12 protein-coding genes and 1 pseudogene are annotated in these 17,635 nt (G+C 67.4%); 5 read left to right on the top strand and 8 right to left on the bottom strand.

All coding sequences use genetic code 11. The features are described 5' to 3' along the window. Positions 1–439 (bottom strand): annotated as a pseudogene (locus AC5RU7_RS19565) (lipoyl synthase); the annotation flags it as partial. After that, positions 436–1,113, bottom strand: coding sequence for a lipoyl(octanoyl) transferase LipB (lipB, locus tag AC5RU7_RS19560; RefSeq protein WP_494053639.1), 678 nt, complete (start codon positions 1,111–1,113; stop codon positions 436–438). The gene lipB and the pseudogene AC5RU7_RS19565, both read right to left, overlap by 4 nt. Positions 1,114–1,243: 130 nt before the next feature. On the opposite strand from lipB, the gene AC5RU7_RS19555 reads away from it, so the two are divergent. After that, positions 1,244–2,932: a serine/threonine-protein kinase gene (locus AC5RU7_RS19555; RefSeq protein ID WP_494053637.1), complete on the top strand. Its 1,689-nt coding sequence runs from the start codon at positions 1,244–1,246 to the stop codon at positions 2,930–2,932. A gap of 21 nt (positions 2,933–2,953) precedes the next feature. Here the strand turns inward: AC5RU7_RS19555 and AC5RU7_RS19550 are convergent, their stop codons facing one another. Continuing rightward, positions 2,954–3,865, bottom strand: coding sequence for a TIGR01777 family oxidoreductase (locus AC5RU7_RS19550; protein WP_494053636.1), 912 nt, complete (start codon positions 3,863–3,865; stop codon positions 2,954–2,956). 72 nt (positions 3,866–3,937) lie between these two features. Between AC5RU7_RS19550 and AC5RU7_RS19545 the strand changes: the two genes are divergently transcribed. Continuing rightward, positions 3,938–7,447, top strand: a complete 3,510-nt coding sequence (locus AC5RU7_RS19545; protein ID WP_494053635.1) for a S41 family peptidase — start codon at positions 3,938–3,940, stop codon at positions 7,445–7,447. 74 nt (positions 7,448–7,521) lie between these two features. Here AC5RU7_RS19545 and AC5RU7_RS19540 read toward each other — a convergent pair whose 3' ends face one another. The 5 genes from AC5RU7_RS19540 to AC5RU7_RS19520 all read right to left on the bottom strand — a co-directional run bounded on the left by AC5RU7_RS19540 (position 7,522) and on the right by AC5RU7_RS19520 (position 13,612). Next, positions 7,522–7,950, bottom strand: a complete 429-nt coding sequence (locus tag AC5RU7_RS19540) for an OsmC family protein (protein WP_133350932.1) — start codon at positions 7,948–7,950, stop codon at positions 7,522–7,524. Positions 7,951–8,093: 143 nt separating this feature from the next. Then, positions 8,094–8,444 carry a hypothetical protein gene (locus AC5RU7_RS19535; RefSeq protein ID WP_494011002.1) on the bottom strand — a complete coding sequence of 117 codons (351 nt, stop codon included), beginning with the start codon at positions 8,442–8,444 and terminating at the stop codon, positions 8,094–8,096. Between the two features lie 149 nt (positions 8,445–8,593). Next, on the bottom strand, positions 8,594–10,333 hold the full coding sequence (sucB, locus tag AC5RU7_RS19530; RefSeq protein WP_494053634.1) for a 2-oxoglutarate dehydrogenase, E2 component, dihydrolipoamide succinyltransferase: 1,740 nt from the start codon (positions 10,331–10,333) through the stop codon (positions 8,594–8,596). A gap of 114 nt (positions 10,334–10,447) precedes the next feature. After that, positions 10,448–11,830 carry a dihydrolipoyl dehydrogenase gene (gene lpdA, locus AC5RU7_RS19525; RefSeq protein WP_494053633.1) on the bottom strand — a complete coding sequence of 461 codons (1,383 nt, stop codon included), beginning with the start codon at positions 11,828–11,830 and terminating at the stop codon, positions 10,448–10,450. Positions 11,831–12,085: 255 nt separating this feature from the next. Next, entirely contained in the window at positions 12,086–13,612 is a 1,527-nt protein-coding gene (locus tag AC5RU7_RS19520) for a leucyl aminopeptidase (RefSeq protein ID WP_494053632.1), read from the bottom strand. A gap of 260 nt (positions 13,613–13,872) precedes the next feature. Here AC5RU7_RS19520 and AC5RU7_RS19515 point away from each other — a divergent pair, with 260 nt between their 5' ends. The 3 genes from AC5RU7_RS19515 (at position 13,873) to AC5RU7_RS19505 (ending at position 17,511) form a co-directional block, all read left to right on the top strand. Further along, positions 13,873–14,811 (top strand): proteasome assembly chaperone family protein, encoded by a 939-nt coding sequence (locus AC5RU7_RS19515; protein ID WP_494053631.1) that lies wholly within the window; start codon positions 13,873–13,875, stop codon positions 14,809–14,811. A 65-nt stretch (positions 14,812–14,876) separates the two neighbouring features. After that, positions 14,877–16,229 (top strand): MFS transporter, encoded by a 1,353-nt coding sequence (locus AC5RU7_RS19510; RefSeq protein WP_494053630.1) that lies wholly within the window; start codon positions 14,877–14,879, stop codon positions 16,227–16,229. A 76-nt stretch (positions 16,230–16,305) separates the two neighbouring features. Further along, positions 16,306–17,511 carry a DUF4192 family protein gene (locus AC5RU7_RS19505; RefSeq protein WP_494053629.1) on the top strand — a complete coding sequence of 402 codons (1,206 nt, stop codon included), beginning with the start codon at positions 16,306–16,308 and terminating at the stop codon, positions 17,509–17,511. The last annotated feature ends 124 nt before the right edge of the window (positions 17,512–17,635 follow it).

Below are 17,635 nucleotides of genomic sequence, written 5' to 3'. Positions count from 1 at the left end.
TCAGTTCGTGGATCTTGCGGACGGTTTCGGCGTAGAGCCAGACGCCTTCGTCTTCGAGGTCGTCGCGGGCGACGCCGGTGACGGTGGCGTAGCGCAGTTGCATGGACTGCACGGAGCGGGCCACCTTGGTGGGTTCGAACCGGTCCAGGGGTGAGGGTTTGCCGGTGTCGATCTGGCAGAAGTCGCAGCGGCGGGTGCATTCGGAGCCGCCGATGAGGAAGGTGGCTTCCTTGTCTTCCCAGCATTCGAAGATGTTGGGGCAGCCGGCTTCTTCGCAGACGGTGTGCAGGCCTTCTTTTTTGACGAGGTTCTTGAGTCCGACGAACTCCGGGCCCATCTGGACCTTGGCCTTGATCCAGTCCGGCTTGCGCTCCACCGGGACGGCCGCGTTGCGCTGCTCGATCCGCAGCATCTTCCGGCCTTCGGGTGCCAGTGTCACAGTAGAGCTCCTTCAGGGCTTGATACGAGTGCTTCTTCGTGCTTGCGGAATTCTTCCACAATGCGTTCAACAATGTGGGCCGGGCGGATGTCCTGCCCCGTCTCCAGGGACATTGTGGTCACTCCCGCATCCGTGATGCCGCAGGCGATGATCTGCCCGTAAGGTGCCAGGTCATTGCTGCAGTTAATGGCGATGCCGTGCATGGTGACACCGTTAAGTACCCTGATGCCAATGGCGGCTATTTTTCGGTCCGGACCCTTTTCGTCAGCCCTGATCCAGACGCCGGCCCGGCCTTTGATGCGTTCGGCCTGAATGCCGTAGTCGGACATGACGGCGATCATTATCGCTTCCAGCCGCTCAACGTAGTCCCGGATTCCCGCGCGGTTCTTCAGCTTGAGGATGGGGTAGGCAATGAGCTGGCCGGGCCCGTGCCAGGTTAGCTTTCCGCCGCGGTCCACAGCCACAACGGGAGTGCCGTCGAAGGGCCGCTCGTGGTCTTCCGTGAGCTTTCCCGCGGTGTAGACGGCAGCATGTTCCAGCAATAGCACAGTGCTTGGTGCCTGGCCTGCGACTACTTTGTCATGGAGTTCGCGCTGGATGTCCCACGCCTGCTGGTAATCCACGAAGTCGGGGGCCAGACCCAGCTGTGAAAACTCAAGAGTCATGGCATCCAGCTTAGACGCCGCAGCGCCGCGTACCCGGTTTAGTGGCCAACCTCACCACCTCACCCCGCACCCGCTGGCGGAAGAGCGCCGCCTGTGGATAACTTCTGCAGGCTCCCGCGGATTCGACTAGACATGAGGGATGGACGAGACAACGGTTCCGCAGATCCCCGGTTACACCACGGGGCGGCTCCTAGGCCACGGCGGAAGCGCCACGGTTTGGCTGGGTAAGGAACACCAGACAGGCCGGGAGTTCGCCCTGAAGTGCTTCCACCCCGCCGGTAAGAACCGGCACGGGAGTGGGGGCCTGGCTGCAAACGCCGTACAAGAAGACGCCGTACAGGAAGAAGCTGTACAGCGGGAGATCCGCATCCTCTCCGTGCTGGACCACCAGCACCTCACCACCGCGCACCACGCCGTCCGCTTCGATTCCGGCTCCGGGGGCGGCACAGCGCTTGTCCTGGACTACGCCCCCGGTGGTTCTCTTGCCCATCTCGTTGCGGCCCGGGGCCGGCTGGGCATCGGGGAGACAGTCACGGTGTTGACGCCGATTGGCCAGGCACTGGCGTACCTGCACGGCAAGGGGTTCACGCATTCGGACGTTGCGCCCGGAAACGTGCTGTTCACCGGCCAGGGCAAGCCGTTGCTGTCCGACGTCGGCATCGCACGGATACTGGGCGATCCCGGCCGCGGGGGAGACTGGGGTACACCCGGTTTCCTGGATCCTGCGCCGGTGGATGCGGTGCGTGCCGGTCTGCAGCCGGAACGGGATGTCTACTCGCTGGCGGCCGTCGGCTGGTACTGCCTGACCGGCGCCGCCCCGCCCGTGACGGCCGAGCGCCCACCGCTGTCCCTGCTCGTTCCGGACGTGCCGAAGGAACTTGCCGCTGCCCTGGAATCCGGGCTCAACGAGGACAGGCGGCTGCGGCCGACGGCTGCGGCCCTGGCGGCTGCCGTCTATCGGAGCGCACCGCCCAGCCCTGTCGACCTGGCGGCCTCTGTCCATCCCACCGTCCTTCCGGAACTGGTGACGCGCAGGCATGCCGCGCCGCCGTCCGGTCGGAACAGGATCATCCGGCCCGCCAGGCTCAAGGAAAAGCTGGATGGCTGGCATCGCAGAATGCTGGCGGCACGGTGGGCCAAGGGACGGACCCCCGGTCCGCGGCTGCCGTTCCCCTCCACAGCCGCGGCGCCCGCTGCCCGCGGAAAACACGCCGGTGCCGCGGTCCGGGCCTTGCCGGGCAGGCCCCGCTTGAAGCCGTTCGTCATGACTGCCGCCGCTGCCGTGGCCCTGGCCGTGGCCTGGTGGATGGCGGCGGCCCCGGCGGGCCTGCTGCCAGCTGAACCCGGCAGCGCAGCCGGACCGGCCGCCGGCACTGCGGCTGTTCCCGGCCAGGCGGGTGCAGGCCCGGGCGCGGTCCGGGAGGCAAGGCAGCACGCCGCGGCGCCGGACCCTGCCGTGGCTGTGGCAGGACTTGCGGCCCTCCGCGACCACGCGTTCGCCAGCGGCAGGCTGGAACTGCTGGATGAAGTGAATGCGGCAGGTTCACCGGCGGCTGCCGCGGACAGCGGGACGGCGGAGAGGCTCCGCGGCTCAGGCCATGTGCTGGCAGGGTTCACCAGCCTCCTGTCCGATGTACTGGCCGAAGACGTGGCCCCGGGTGGACGTGCCGTGGTCAGCGTCACCTCGGCCACCTCTGCGTACGAGGAGACGGACCGTGCAGGAACGGTGGTTGCATCAGGTGCGGCAAGCGGCGGCCAGCGCCTGCGCCTGGTCCTGGCGTCCGTGGACGGCAGGTGGCGGATCAGCGAGATCCTGTCCGGGTCCTGAACCTCGCCGGGACTGGCCGGGCTAGTCCAAAGCCTCGGCGCCCTCGGTTCCGGCCACCCACTGGGCCGCCTGCCCCAGCGCCGGATGCTGCCACCGGAACCCCGCACCTGAGAGGGCAGCGGGTTCCATCCGCTGGCTGGACAGCAGCAGTTCTTCGGCCAGGTTCCGCATCACGAGCCGGAGCACCGGCGCCGGAACCCGGAAGGAGGCGGGACGGTGCAGGGCACGGGCGAGTGCTTCAACGATAGTGTTGACATCGGCCTCCTCGGGGGCGCACAGGTTGACAGGGCCGCTGACCGAAGACTCCAGGAGGAAGAGGAAGGCGGCCGATACGTCCGGGAGGGTGACCCAGGGCCAGAACTGCCTGCCATCGCCGAAGGGCCCGCCAACGCCGAGCCGCAGCAGCGGCAACAGCCTGCCGAGGGCCCCGCCGGAGCGGCTGAAGACCACACCGGTGCGTGGCACGACAACCCGGACTCCGGACGGCGCAGTGGCGGCGGCGGCCTCCCACTCCACGCAGATCCGGGACAGGATGCCCGACCCCGGCGGAGCGTCCTCCCGCAGGACAGTATTGCCGGCGTCGCCGTAGTACCCCGAGCCGGACTGGCTGATAAATACCGCCGGCGGCGTGTCCAGTTGCCGCATTGCCTGGGTGAGGGTGCGGGTCGGCTGAAGGCGCGAGCTGAACAGTTCATCAACCCGCTTCCGCGTCCATGCCCTGTCGCCGATGCCGGCACCTGACAGATTCACGACGGCGTCTGCCCCCGTCAGTGCGGAGGGGTCGAGCAGGCCGTTGGTCGGATCCCAGCGGATTTCCCCGCTCGAGGAAGGTTCACGCCTGACGAGGGCGGTCACCTCGTGGCCGGCGCCGCGGAAAGTTTCGGACATGTGGGTCCCGAGCAGCCCGGAGGCTCCTGCCATAACAATGCGCATGCTCCATCACATCACGGGCGCGGGCGGCGGCACCTCCGGCAGGGCTGCGGGAGGGTTGACTATGATCAAACGATGACTTCTTCGAGCTACTTCCGTTACCCGCATGTGCATGGTGACCTGGTCACTTTCGTGGCCGAGGACGACGTGTGGATCGCCCCGCTGGAGGGCGGCCGGGCCTGGCGGGTCTCTTCCCTGCAGCTGCCCGCGCGCAACCCCCGTTTCACGCCCGACGGGAAGCGCCTGGTGTGGACCGTGGTCCAGGGGACGGCGCCGGAAGTTGTGGCCGCGGACGTCGACGGCGGTAACTACCGGCAGCTGACCTACTTCGGCCACAGCACCACCCGGGTCAAGGGTTTCACGGCCAGCGGGTCCGTGCTGGTGACCAGCGCCTTCCGCCAGGCCGAAAGCCGGCATACCTACGCCTACAGTGTCCCGGTGGAGGGCGGCTGGGCCGAAGAGCTGCCCTTCGGCCCGGTGGAGTCGGTGGCGTTCGGGCCCGAGGTGGGGGATGAGCGGCCAGTGGTGGTGGGCAGTGTGCTGTCCCGCGAACCGGCCTGGTGGAAGCGCTATCGCGGCGGCACCGCAGGGAAACTGTGGATCGACGCAGACGGCAACGGGGAGTTCGAGCGGCTGCTGCCGGACCTTGACGGCAACCTCGCGGACCCTATGTGGGTAGACGGCCGTATCGCCTTCCTGTCCGACCATGAGGGCTACGGCAACCTCTATTCGGTCCTTCCCGGCGGGAGCGACCTGCGCCGCCACACGGACCACGAGGACTTCTACGTCCGGCATGCCGCCAGTGACGGAAAGCGTGTCATCTTCGAATCGGCCGGGGAGCTGTGGATCCTGCACAGCCTGGACTCCGACGCCGTGCGGCTGGACATCGCACTGGGCTCCGCCTCCCAGTCCCGGCGACCGGCACTGCTGAAGACCTCAAAGCACCTGGGCGCGGTGGTGCCTGACACCGCTGGGACAGCCAGCGCCGTGGAAGCGCACGGCACCATCCACTGGCTCCGCCACAAGGACGGGCCGTCCCGGATCGTCGAGGCGACGCCGGGTGTGCGCGGGCGCCTGCCACGGCCACTCGGCGACGGCCGGATTGCCTATGTCGCCGACCATGGTGGCGTGGAGGCCCTGCACATCAGGGACATCGTGGCAGCGGTTGAGCACAACGCCACTCCCGCCGTCCAGGAAGACGGGCCGGCGGGCACCAAGCCGGGGGAGGCGCCCACTCCTGCCGACGGTGCCGGCGATGCGCCGGTGCTACCGCAGCCCGTCCCGGCGGCCGGCGCCGCGGTGCTGGCCGGGGCCGGCACCTTTGTCCCCGCGGACGACCAGCAGGCGGACCCGCGGCAGGCCGACGTCGCCCCGGAGGACACCGTATCCGCAGCAGACGCCCAGTCCGGGGCGGACGCCCCGGGGATCAACATTCCCATGCCGTCCCGGGCCAGCGCCCTGGAGGCCAGCCCCGACGGGCGCCGGGTAGCCGTTGGCACCTCTTTCGGTGAGGTGTATGCGACGGACACCCGCACGGGCGACTTTGTCCTTGTGGCCAGCATCGGGGAAGGCACCATCTCGGAACTGGCGTGGTCGCCCGACTCCCGGTGGCTGGTCTGGTCCGAGCCGGTCACGTCCTTCGGCTCGCGCAGCCGGCTCCGGCTGGCGGACATGGACAAACCCGGAACGGCCCCCGTTGAGGTGACGGACGGCCGCTTCGGCGACAAGTCGCCGGCCTTCACCCCGGACGGCAAATACCTGGCGTTCCTGTCCAACCGCAGCTTCGACCCGGTGTACGACGGCCACTCCTTCGATCTCTCCTTCCCCAGCCCCATTAAGCCGTACCTGGTGGCACTCGCCGCCGGGACGCCGTCGCCCTTCGGTCCGGCGGTGGCACCCGACGGCGGCGAAGGCTCCGTTACGGACACTCCCGGCGGGCAGGAACCCGGCGAAACTCCGGAAGTTGCAGTTGACCCCGAGGGCCTTGCACACCGCGTCATCACCGTCCCCGTGCCGCAGGGCAATTACACCTCACTGGAAACCGCGGACGGCGCGCTTCTGTGGCTTGACTGGGCACTGGCAGGCGTCACCGGCGACGGAAAAGCGAGCCAGGACGACAAGGATGCCCGCCCCAGCCTTGTCAGGTTCGACATCGCCCGGCGGAAGAAGTCCACGCTCGTGGAGTCGCTGGACAGCTACCGGCTCTCCGGGGACCGGAGCACCGTGGTGCTGATCTCGGACAAGCAGGTCACAGCGGTTCCGGCGGATGCGAAAGCGGACGAGGAATCCGGGAAGCTGGTCAAGGTGGACCTGGGCCGGATCCGCGTAATGATGGATCCGCTCAGCGTCTGGGGCCAGGCCTTCGACGAGGCCTGGCGGCTGCAGCGGGACTTCTTCTGGGCTGAGGACATGGCGGGCCAGGACTGGGAATCCATCCACAAGCGCTACCGCCCCCTGGTTGAGCGCCTGGGATCGCACGATGACCTCGTGGACCTCCTGTGGGAGATGCACGGCGAACTGGGCACCTCCCATGCCTATGTCCGGCCGGCGCCGGTCACCGAAAACGGCAGCCAGGGGCAGGGCCGGCTCGGGGCCGATATCGCCCACACTCCGGCGGGCTGGGAAATCACCCGAATCCTGGCCGGCGAATCCTCGGACCCGTTGGCCACATCGCCCCTGACGCGGCCGGGCGTTGACGCCAAGGCCGGAGACATCCTGCTGGCCATCGACGGCGTCCCGCTGTCGGCATCCGTCACCCCGGCCATGCAGCTGGTGGGTGCGGCCGGACGGGCGGTGGAGCTGACCCTCCTTAACGGCCCCGCCCACACAGGTGCGGCCGGCACCCAGCGGCGGGTCGCCGTCGTTCCGGTCAAGGACGAGGAACGCCTGCGGTACCAGGAGTGGGTAGCCGGCAACCGCCGCACCGTCCGGGAAGCATCCGCCGGAACCTTCGGCTACCTGCATATTCCTGACATGATGGCCAACGGCTGGGCACAGCTCCACCGCGACCTGGACACCGAAACCGCGCTGGACGGGCTCATCGTGGATGTCAGGCGGAACCGTGGCGGCCACACGTCGCAGCTGGTGGCGGAACTGATCGGCCGGAAGGTCACGGGCTGGAGCATGCCCCGCGGGGAGAAGCCGCGGACCTATCCGCACCACGCACCTCGAGGGCCCGTCATCGTGCTGGCGGACGAGTTCGCCGGTTCGGACGGGGACATCATCACCCAGGTGTCCAAGCTGCGGGGGATCGGCCCCGTGATCGGGACCCGTACCTGGGGCGGAGTGGTCGGCATCGACAACAGGTTCGCCCTGGCGGACGGCACCGGCGTCACCCAGCCGCGCTACGCCAACTGGTTCAGCGGGGGCGTGGGGTGGAGCGTCGAAAACTATGGCGTTGATCCGGACATTGAGGTGGCCTACCCGCCGCACGCCTACGCCGCAGGCCGGGACCCGCAGCTGGAGTACGGCATCGGTGCCCTGAAGGAAATGATCCAGGAACTTCCCACCGACCGCCCGCCGGCCCGCGAGGGGTACCGGCGGCTCCGCCCGGCTCCCTTGCCTGCGCGCAGCCAGGGCAAGTAGCCCCAGGAACAAGGAAAGGCCCTGCACCCCCGGAATTCTCCGGGCGTGCAGGGCCTTTGCCGCTTACTGGCGGATCAGGACTCCAGCGTGGCGTCCATCGTGATGTCGATGCTTGCCAGGGCGCCTGAAACCGGGCAACCCACCTTGGCTTCGCCGGCAATCTTCTGGAACTCGTCCTCCGAGATTCCCGGGACCCTGGCCTCGACCGTCAGGTGGCTGCCGGTGATGCCGGTGCCCGGAACGAACGTCACGTCAGCCTTGGCGCGGACTTCTTCGGGAGTGTGTCCGGCCTTTGCCAGTTCATTGCTGAAGGCCATTGAGAAGCATGCCGCGTGGGCTGCGGCAATGAGTTCCTCAGGGCTGGTCTTGCCGTTGGCCGCTTCGGTGCGGGCTTTCCAAGTGACATCGAACGTGCCCAGGCCTGAGGTGGCCAGGCTGGTGGTACCGGCGCCTTCCGTCAGGTTGCCGTTCCATACTGCATTTGCTGAACGTGTTGCTGCCATGTTCACTCCTCAAGTCGATGTGTACCGGGGCAGGCCGCTGCCTGGACCCCGCCGTTTCCCATCCTAGGGACTTCACCCGCCGGGTGCATCCGTGTCCGCTGCCGGTGGATTGTGACTCCGGCGGGACAGGAAACGGGCCAGGGTCAGTTCCAGATGGTGGCGATGGCGATGTTCAGCAGCGCCAGGCCGCCCACGGCATGGGCCAGGCCGGGGCTGACGTCCTGGCCGGCCTTGTACTTTCGGCGGCCGATGAAGGCCAGGACGCCCACAACCAGGGCGATGACGAGCTTGATGCCCAGTTTCGCGTAATTGGCGTCCATGTCGAGCGCCGGGATGAGGCCCATCAGGGCGACGCCGGTGAGGAGCTGCAGCATGGCGCCGTCGAACTGGCGGGGGTGGACGGTGGGCTTCTTCATCTGCCCGATCCAGATGCCCACGATCATGGCCGCGCCGACGATATGCAGGAAAACCACAATGTTGTAGAGGATGTTCATGGGACCAGTGTAGCCAGTTGTTCTACGTCCGGTAGTAGACGCGCTGACGTGCGGCGGACTGCCTGAAGGGCCTTAAAGAACGACGGCGGCGCGGGCCGCGGCGGGTTGTCCCACCGCCGGCCTGCACCGCCGTCGTCCGTGGCTGGCTGCTACAGTCCCAGGTCCGCTTCGAAGGCGCCTTCTTCAAGGCGGGCCTTCAGGGTCTGCAGGAAACGGCCGGCGTCTGCGCCGTCCACCAGGCGGTGGTCGTACGTCAGCGACAGGTACATCATGGAGCGGATGGCGATCGAGTCGTCACCGTTTTCGTCGGCAACCACCACAGCGCGCTTGACGATCGCGCCGGTGCCGAGGATGCCCACCTGCGGCTGGTTGATGATTGGGGTGTCGAACAGGGCGCCCACCGAGCCGATGTTTGTGATGCTGAACGTGCCGCCGGACAGCTCGTCCGGGCCGATCTTGCCGTCGCGGGTACGGGCTGCGACGTCGGCGATCTTGCCGGCCAGGCCGGCAAGGTTCAGGTTGCCGGCGTCGGAGATGACCGGCACCAGCAGGCCCTTGTCCGTGTCCACGGCGATCGCCAGGTGCTCGGCGTTGTGGTACGTGATCTCCTGCTTGTCCTCATCGTAGGCAGCGTTGAGCTTGGGGTGCTGCTTGAGAGCCTCGGCAACAGCCTTGGCGATGAAGGGCAGGAAGGTCAGCTTGGTGCCGTTCTGGGCCTGGAACGAGTTCTTGGCCCGGGTCCGCAGCTTGGCGATCCTGGTCATGTCCACTTCGTGGACCTGCGTCAGCTGGGTGGAGATTTCCAGGGATTCGCGCATGCGGCGGGCGATGACCTGGCGGATGCGCGGAGCCTTCTGCGTAGTGCCGCGCAGGGAGGAGACAGGAGCGGAAGAAGCGGCCGGGGCGGCTGCTGCCGGTGCTGCGGCCGGAGCGGCGGCAGGTGCGGCCTTGGCCTCGGCAGCCGCGATAACGTCCTGCTTGCGGATGCGGCCGCCGACGCCGGTGCCGGAGAGGGAGGCGATGTTCACGCCGTGCTGGTTGGCAAGCTTGCGGACCAGAGGAGTGACGTAGCCGGACTCGCCTCCTGCGGATGGGGCTTCGGCTGCTGCCGTGGCGGGTGCTGCCTGCTGCGGAGCCTCTTCCTTCGGAGCCTCGGGTGCAGGTGCTGGCTTGGGGGCCTCTTCCCTCGGGGCTTCCTGGGCGGGAGCCTCCTTGGCGGGGGCGGCCGGAGCAGCCTGCGGAGCCTCCGCGGGAGCAGCAGCGGCGCCGGAGCCGATGACGGCCAGGACGGAACCAACCGCAGCGGTCTCATCCTCGTTGACGCGGATTTCCTGGAGGGTACCGGCCACCGGGGACGGGATTTCGGTGTCCACCTTGTCGGTGGAGACCTCCAGCAGGGGCTCGTCAACCTCGACGTTGTCGCCCACGGCCTTGAGCCAGCGGGTGACGGTGCCTTCGGTGACGCTCTCGCCCAGGGCGGGGAGGGTGACTTCGTGGCCTTCGCCGCCGCCGGCGGGTGCTTCGGCTGCCGGTGTGGCAGCGGGAGCTTCCGGTGCCGCAGCTTCCTGGGCAGGGGCTTCCTGTGCCGGTGCCTCTTCGGCCGGGGCAGCGGCCGGAGCTTCTTCTGCCGGGGCAGCCGAACCGCCGTCGGAGCCGTCGCCGATGCGCACCAGGGGTGCGCCTACCTCGGCGGTCTCGTCTTCGGCCACCAGGATTTCCTCAATCACGCCAGCTACAGGAGAGGGGATTTCAGTGTCTACTTTGTCGGTGGAAACCTCGAGCAGCGGCTCGTCCACCTCTACCCGGTCACCTACCTGCTTGAGCCAGCGGGTGACGGTTCCTTCGGTGACGCTCTCACCGAGGGCGGGCAAGTTAACGGATTCAGACATGTCGTCCCCGTTCTCCTTATTGATCTTTAGTGCGATTGAATGCTGCCTGATTTTGAGCCTGGTGCCCCGGGGTTTCCATGCCGGGTGCACCAGGCTCCATGGTGCTGCGGAAAATCAGCCGTGGAGCGGCTTGCCCGCGAGTGCCAGGTGGGCTTCGCCCAGGGACTCGTTCTGGGTGGGGTGTGCGTGCACCAGCTGGGCCACATCCTCCGGGTAGGCTTCCCAGTTCACGATCAGCTGGGCCTCGCCCACCTGTTCGCCCATGCGGGCGCCGATCATGTGGACGCCCACAACGGGGCCGTCCTTCTGCCGGACAAGCTTGACCAGGCCGGACGTGCCCAGGATGGAGCTCTTGCCGTTGCCGGCGAGGTTGTATTCCTGGGTCTGTACCTGGTCCTCGCCGAACTTCTCCTTGGCGGCTTTTTCGGTGTAGCCCACGGTGGCGATTTCAGGCTCGGAGTAGGTGACCTTGGGGATGTTGATGTCCTCGACGATCACAGGCTTCAGGCCAGCGATCTCCTCGGCGACGAAGATGCCTTGCTGGTAGCCGCGGTGCGCAAGCTGGACGCCGGGAACGATGTCGCCCACTGCGTAGATGTTGCCCACGCCGGTGTGCAGGCGCTCGTTGGTGATGACGAAGCCGCGGTCGATGGTGATGCCGGCTTCCTCGTAACCGAGGTTGGCGGTGACGGGGCCGCGGCCCACTGCGACCAGGAGGAGGTCCGCTTCGAACGTCTTGCCGTCCACCAGGGTGACCTTGACGCCGTTCTCGTTCTGCTCGACGCCCTGGAAGAAGACACCGGTGGAGAACTTGATGCCGCGCTTCTTGAAGGCGCGCTCGAAGTTCTTGACGATGGTGGCGTCCTCGTTGGGAACAAGTGAGGGCAGGCCCTCCACGATGGTGACGTCCACGCCGAACGACTTCCAGACGGATGCGAACTCGACGCCAATCACGCCGCCGCCCAGGATGATGGCGCTCTTGGGGATGTAGTCCATGGTCAGGGCCTGGTCCGAGGTGATGACCTTGCCGCCGATTTCCAGGCCCGGAAGGGAACGGGAGTAGGAACCCGTGGCCAGGATGATGTTCTTGCCCCTGTAGGCGGTGCCGTTCACCACAACGGTGTCCGTGCCCTGGAGCTTGCCTTCACCCTCGATGACGGTGATGCCCTTGGACTTGATGAGTCCCTGCAGGCCCTTGTACTTGCCGGCGATAATGCCGTCCTTGTACGCGTTGACGGCGTTGATGTCGATGCTGTCCAGGGTGACGTTCACGCCGTACTTGGCGGAGTCACGTGCATGGTCGGCCAGCTCTGCAGAGTGCAGCAGCGCCTTGGTGGGGATGCAGCCGTTGTGGAGGCAGGTGCCGCCCAGCTTTGCCTTCTCCACGAGGCCGACGGTAAGGCCAAGCTGTACGGCCCGCAGTGCGGCGGCGTATCCGCCGCTGCCGCCACCGAGTACCAGGATGTCGAATTCTTGCGCAGTTGCCTGATCGGCCACTTAAACGCTCCCTCGCGTGAACGATGACGCGATCTGCGCGCATCATCTGGTCTTGGAACTTGCACTGCCGTGATTATGTCAGCAGGGCAACTCTCTTGCATTTGTGACTACCGTGGTTCACCTTAGCGAACCACTTATCCATGCTCCACCTTGGCACAGTGTTTGTGGAGCGCTTTGTGTCGAGTGTCACGCGGCTTTGTGGCGGAGGGATCACCCCATGCCACAAAGCCGCTTCCCACTCCCTCCGGGGCTGCGTCAGGCGGCAGCAGCCAGGATGTCCTCCACATACGCCACCAGGGTTCTGACCGTGCAGCCAGTGCCCTGCTTGTGCGTGTAGCCGTACGGGCTGCCGTTGTTAAAGGAGGGGCCTGCGATGTCGATGTGGGCCCAGGGGATCTGTGCGCCGTCCTTGTCCTTGCCCACAAATTCCTGCAGGAAGACGGCTGCGGTCATCATGCCGCCGTGGCGTTCGCCGATGTTGGCCAGGTCTGCCACCTGGGAGTCGAGGCTCGGGCGCAGTTCCTCCGGCAGAGGCATGGGCCACACCAGTTCGCCCGCGCGGTCGGCCGCGGCCTTGAGGGCCGTGGTGACCGGCTCGGAGCCCATGATGCCGGCGGTGCGGTTGCCCAGGGCGATCAGCTGGGCACCCGTAAGGGTGGCGACGTCGATAATGGCGTCCGGGTACTCGCGGCTGGCCGCCACGATGCCGTCCGCCATGACCAGGCGGCCTTCGGCGTCGGTGTTCAGGACCTCCACGGTCTTCCCGCCGAACATGGTCAGCACGTCGGCGGGCCGGGACGCGGCACCTGAGGGCATGTTCTCCGCAATGCACAACCATGCGGTTGCCTTGACCGGCAGGCCCAGCCCGGCGAGGGCAAGGACAGTGTTAAGGACGACGGCGGCGCCTGCCATGTCGCTCTTCATGTCGCCCATGCCGAGGGCCGGCTTGATGGAGATACCGCCGGTGTCAAAGGTGATGCCCTTGCCCACCAGGGCGATCTTCGCCGTCGCCCGGGCGGGGGAGTACTCCACCTTGACCAGGCGGGGCTGGCGGGAGGAACCCTTGCCGACGCCCATGATGCCGCCGAAGCCTTCCTTTTCCAGGCGCTTCTCGTCCCAGACCGTCACCTTGACGGGAAGGCCCTTGGCCAGGTCCTTGGCTGCCTCGGCGAATGTTTCGGGGTACAGGTGGCTGGGCGGGGTGTTGACGAGGGAGCGGGTGGCGTTGACGGCCCTGCCGATCAGGGCGGCGCGCTTCAGGGCGGCGTCGAGTTCCGTCTGGTCAGCCACGTCGGTGAAGACGATGGCCTTGGAGACCGGATCCTTCAGGCCGTCCTTCGCGGACCGGAACTCGGTGAAGGAATAGGCGCCCAGCGCGGCGCCTTCGGCGACGGCCGCGACGTCGGCCACTGACGCCGTCGGGAAGGCCAGGGCAACCGTGCCCAGCCCGGCCAGCTGGCGGACGGCGGAACCGGCGGCGCGGCGGAGGGCCTCGCCCGTGGGTGCCGTGCCGGCCGCGACCTTGCCGACACCGGCGAGGACGAGGATGCCGGCGCCTGTCTCGGGGAGGCCGGGCAGGCGGACGATCTGGTCTGCGGCACCGGTCACCCCGAGTGACTTGAGGGAATCGGTGAGGGCCTCGGCGGACTTCGCGGCCAACGGGTTGTCCAGGAGGACCGGCCCGTCCGTACCCTGCCCCACGCCGATGACCACTGCGTCGCTGGGGCTCTTTTTCAGGTCCCGGGAGAGGGTACTAAGGTTGATTTCCGTATTCTTGACCACAGGGATGAGTCCTCAATTCTCGAAGATCGGTACGGGCAGGGGTGCATGTTCGGCGCTCTGCCATGGAAGACCGGATGACGGCCCTTCCGGATGCCATCCGGGGAGGTGCAAGGCCGCCTGGCAGGCCAGTTCCGATCGTAGCCCTTGGGTGCGCCGGCGGAAGAATCTTCTGAGAGGTGCGCCACAGCCCCACTCGGAATGCCCGGCTGCCTGCCCGCGTTGTAATTGATGTCCACCCGCATCCATGAAAGGAACATGCCGTGCTTGAACGGATCTCCGGCTCCCTGCTGGACCCTGACGCGCTCTATGCGAGCAACATCGAGCTGTTCCACAGCCCTGAACTCCGTGGGCTGAATCTGGTGATGGGCTTTACCGGATTCGCCGATGCCGGGCACGTGGTAAAGCAGATCAACGCCGAGCTGCTGGACTCCCTCGATGCCCAGCCTGTTGCTGTTTTCGACGCCGACCAGCTGATCGATTACCGGTCCCGCAGGCCGCACCTCACCTTTGTGGAGGACCACCTCCAGGACTACCAGGAACCGCGGCTGGCGCTTTACCGGCTGGTTGACGGCCTGGGCAAGCCCTTCCTGCTTCTGGCCGGGTTCGAGCCGGACCTCCAGTGGGAGCGTTTTGCCCGTGCCGTCGTCGGGATCGTGGAGAAGCTGGACGTCAACCTGGTGACCTGGATCCATTCCATTCCCATGCCGGTCCCGCACACGCGGCCCATCGGCGTCACAGTGCACGGCAACAGGCCCGAGCTGATCGAGGGAATCTCCGTCTGGAAGCCCACCGTGGAAGTTCCGGCCGCCGTGGGGCACATCCTGGAACTCCGGCTGGTGGAAGCCGGGCGGAACGTTGCCGGCTACGTCATCCACGTCCCGCATTACCTGGCGGAAGCGGAGTATCCTGCTGCGGCGGTGGCCGGACTTGAGTACCTCGGCGCAGCCACATCCCTCATGCTGCCCACGGACCGGCTGCGCGAGGCGGGCCGGGAAGTCACGCGCCAGATTGCCGAGCAGATCGACGCGTCCGACGAGGTCCAGCAGGTGGTGTCCCGGCTGGAGACCCGCTACGACGAAAAGGCAGACGGCATTGTGCGCCGCTCGCTGCTCGCCGACGAAAACGACGAGCTGCCCGACGCCGATGTGCTGGGCGCCGCCGTCGAGGCCTACCTTGCCCGGGAGAACCCCGCGCAGTAGGTTTCGGGGCGGCAACCGGCACGCAGCGGCCAGGGTGCCGCCGGGCATGCGGGCATAATGAAGGCGTGACTGCACCCCGAGCATGGCTGATCTGGACCGTCGGAATCTTCGGGTACCTGGTGGCCGTGTCACAGCGCACGTCCTTCGGCGTGGTGGGGCTAGAGGCCACGGAGCGGTTCAATGCCACGGCGTCCGCCATCTCCTTCTTTACCGTCCTGCAGCTCCTGGTCTACGCCGCGCTGCAGATTCCCGTGGGACTCCTGGTGGACAGGTTCGGCTCGCGGGCAATGATCGCCGGCGGCGCCGTCCTCATGGGGCTGGGCCAGCTGCAGCTTGCCTTCGCCGACAGCATCCCGGGCGGGATCCTGGGCAGGGTCCTGGTGGGTGCCGGCGACGCCATGACATTCATTTCGGTGATCCGCCTGATCCCGCTGTGGTTTGCCCCGGCGCGGGTTCCTTTGGTCACCCAGCTGACGGGCATGACCGGGCAGCTGGGCCAGCTGGTGAGCGTCATCCCGTTCGCTTTCGTCCTGCATGCGGCCGGCTGGACCCCGGCCTTCCTGATGCTGGCTGGGCTGTCCGCCCTGGCAGTGGTCCTGGTGGTGGTGCTCCTGAAGGACGTCCCGCCGGGGACGGAGCGGCCGCAGGCGCAGCAGGGGCTCAAGGCCACCGGTATTTCCCTGGCCCGGGCATGGCGCCAGCCCGGAACAAGGCTGGGGATGTGGAGCCACTTCACCATCCAATTCAGCGGCACGGTGTTCGCCATGACCTGGGGCTACCCGTTCCTCATCTCCGGCCAGGGCCTGGAAGCCGGCACGGTGGCGGGGCTGATGGGTCTTTACGTTGCCGCCGGGATGGCCGTGGGCCCGTTCATCGGCCGCTTCGTGTCGCGGCATCCCCTCCGCCGCTCCACCATGGTCCTGCTGATCGCAGCCACCACCGCCGCCGCCTGGGCTGCGGTCCTGCTGACGCCCGGGCGTGCCCCGCTATGGTTGCTCGCCGCCCTGGTGGTCGCGCTGGCCATTGGCGGCCCGGGCTCCATGATCGGCTTCGACTTCGCCCGCACCTTCAACCCGGCCCATCGGATCGGAACCGCCACCGGCATAGTGAACGTGGGCGGATTCATCGCTGCGCTGGTTGCCATCTACCTGATCGGGCTTGTCCTGGACGTCCTGTACGCCAGCGGCTTCTCCAACGGCGTCCTGTACGGGCTGGACCCGTTCCGCATCGCCCTGAGCGTCCAATTCCTGCTGCTGGGATTCGGGGCCACAGCCACGTTGGTGTGCCGGCGCAAGGTCCGCCGGCAGATGGCAGCCCAGGGCGTGGTGGTTCCACCACTGCGCACAGCCCTGGCCCGGCAGCGGCGCGAGAACCTCGCCCGGCGCCGGCAGACGTCTCCCCCAGGCAACGGCGACTAGTCCTCCACCGGCGGGACTACCCACATAGGGAAAATTCCTGCTGAAGCACCTGCACTCCCGGGCGAATGCTGGAGCCATGACAGCTCCTGAACAACTCAGAATCACCGGACCCCAGGATGTCCTCGGGTTCATACCCCATTCCCTGGGCTACTGGCCCAAAGCCAGCCTCGTGGTCATCACCATGCACGGCAAGAGTCTCGGGGCCACGCTCCGGCTGGACCTGCCGGCAGGTCCGGTCCTGGCCGCTCCCGGCACATATCTCCTAATGGTCCGCGGTTACCTGGAGGCTGACACGGAGGCGGACGGCGCGCTGGTGGCCGTCTTTACCGGCGGCGCCGCAGCCTCGGCGGCGGCCACCTACGGCCACTTTCTTGCGGAACTGGACTCCATGCTCCAGGGCACGATGCCTGTGCGGGAGGCCTGGTATGTCGGCACCGATTACTGGCGGGAAGCGTACTGCGACGATGCCACGTGCTGCCCCGTGCCCGGCAGGCCCCTCCAGGAGATCCTGGACAGCCCGCTGAACGCGGAAATGGTGTACCGCGGCAGCAGCGTGGGGCCCGCCCCCGGGCCGCAATCCGCCCCGGCACAATCTGCCACTGCCCGGACCGTTCCAAGCCTGCACCGCGAGGCTGTCCTCGAAGCCGAGGCAGGGTGGGCTGAAGAACTCGACTTCCGCCGGGGGAGCAGGGCGCAGCTTCTGGCGGTCCTGGACCTGTGGGAGGCCGTGCTCGCCAGGCCGAAGGGGGAACCGTGGCTTCCGGAGGTGGAACGCGACGCGTTCCTGCGGGCATCCTTGCTGACCCCGGGCTGGCGGGATGCGGTCCTGGTGATGGCAGCTGCAGGGAAGGATGCAGCCGAAACGGGTGCCGCCCTTTTCGGCATCGTCGGGGACGGCGCCGGTTCCCACCCGGTGTCTCCGGCAATCCCGTGTCCCGCTGCGAAGCCCCAGCCACTTCAGGCGAAGGGCCCGAATCCGGGCTACGCCGACGTACTGATGGGTATCCGGCCTGATGTGCCGGACTGGGCCGGGCTCAACGCGCTGGACGTGGTCCTCGAACACCTCGCGGCGGTTGGCGGGCCTGCCGCCGCCGCGTCGCTGACGCTTCGCGGATGGATCTCCTGGTGCCGCGGTCGGGGGTCTTACGCCGCCGCGCATTTTGCGTCCGCCTTGGAGATCCAGCCGGGGTACCGCCTGGCCGAGCTCCTTCTTGAACTGGTGGGCCGGGGAGCAATTTGCGGCTGGGCCGGACGGAAAGAAGCGGCCTGGCAAAAATTCTGAACAGGCACTGCAGCCTGGAAGCGGGCAGCAAGCAGCGGCTGTGTACGCGGACGGACGGCATCTGGCGGTGCATGGGCAGCGGAGTGGGAACGCGCGGCGGTGATTAGGTCATTGGAGAGGCCCG

Source organism: Arthrobacter sp. K410C (assembly GCF_059090105.1).
The sequence above is the reverse complement of the archived record's forward strand: the minus strand, read 5'-3'. Positions and strand labels throughout refer to the sequence as shown.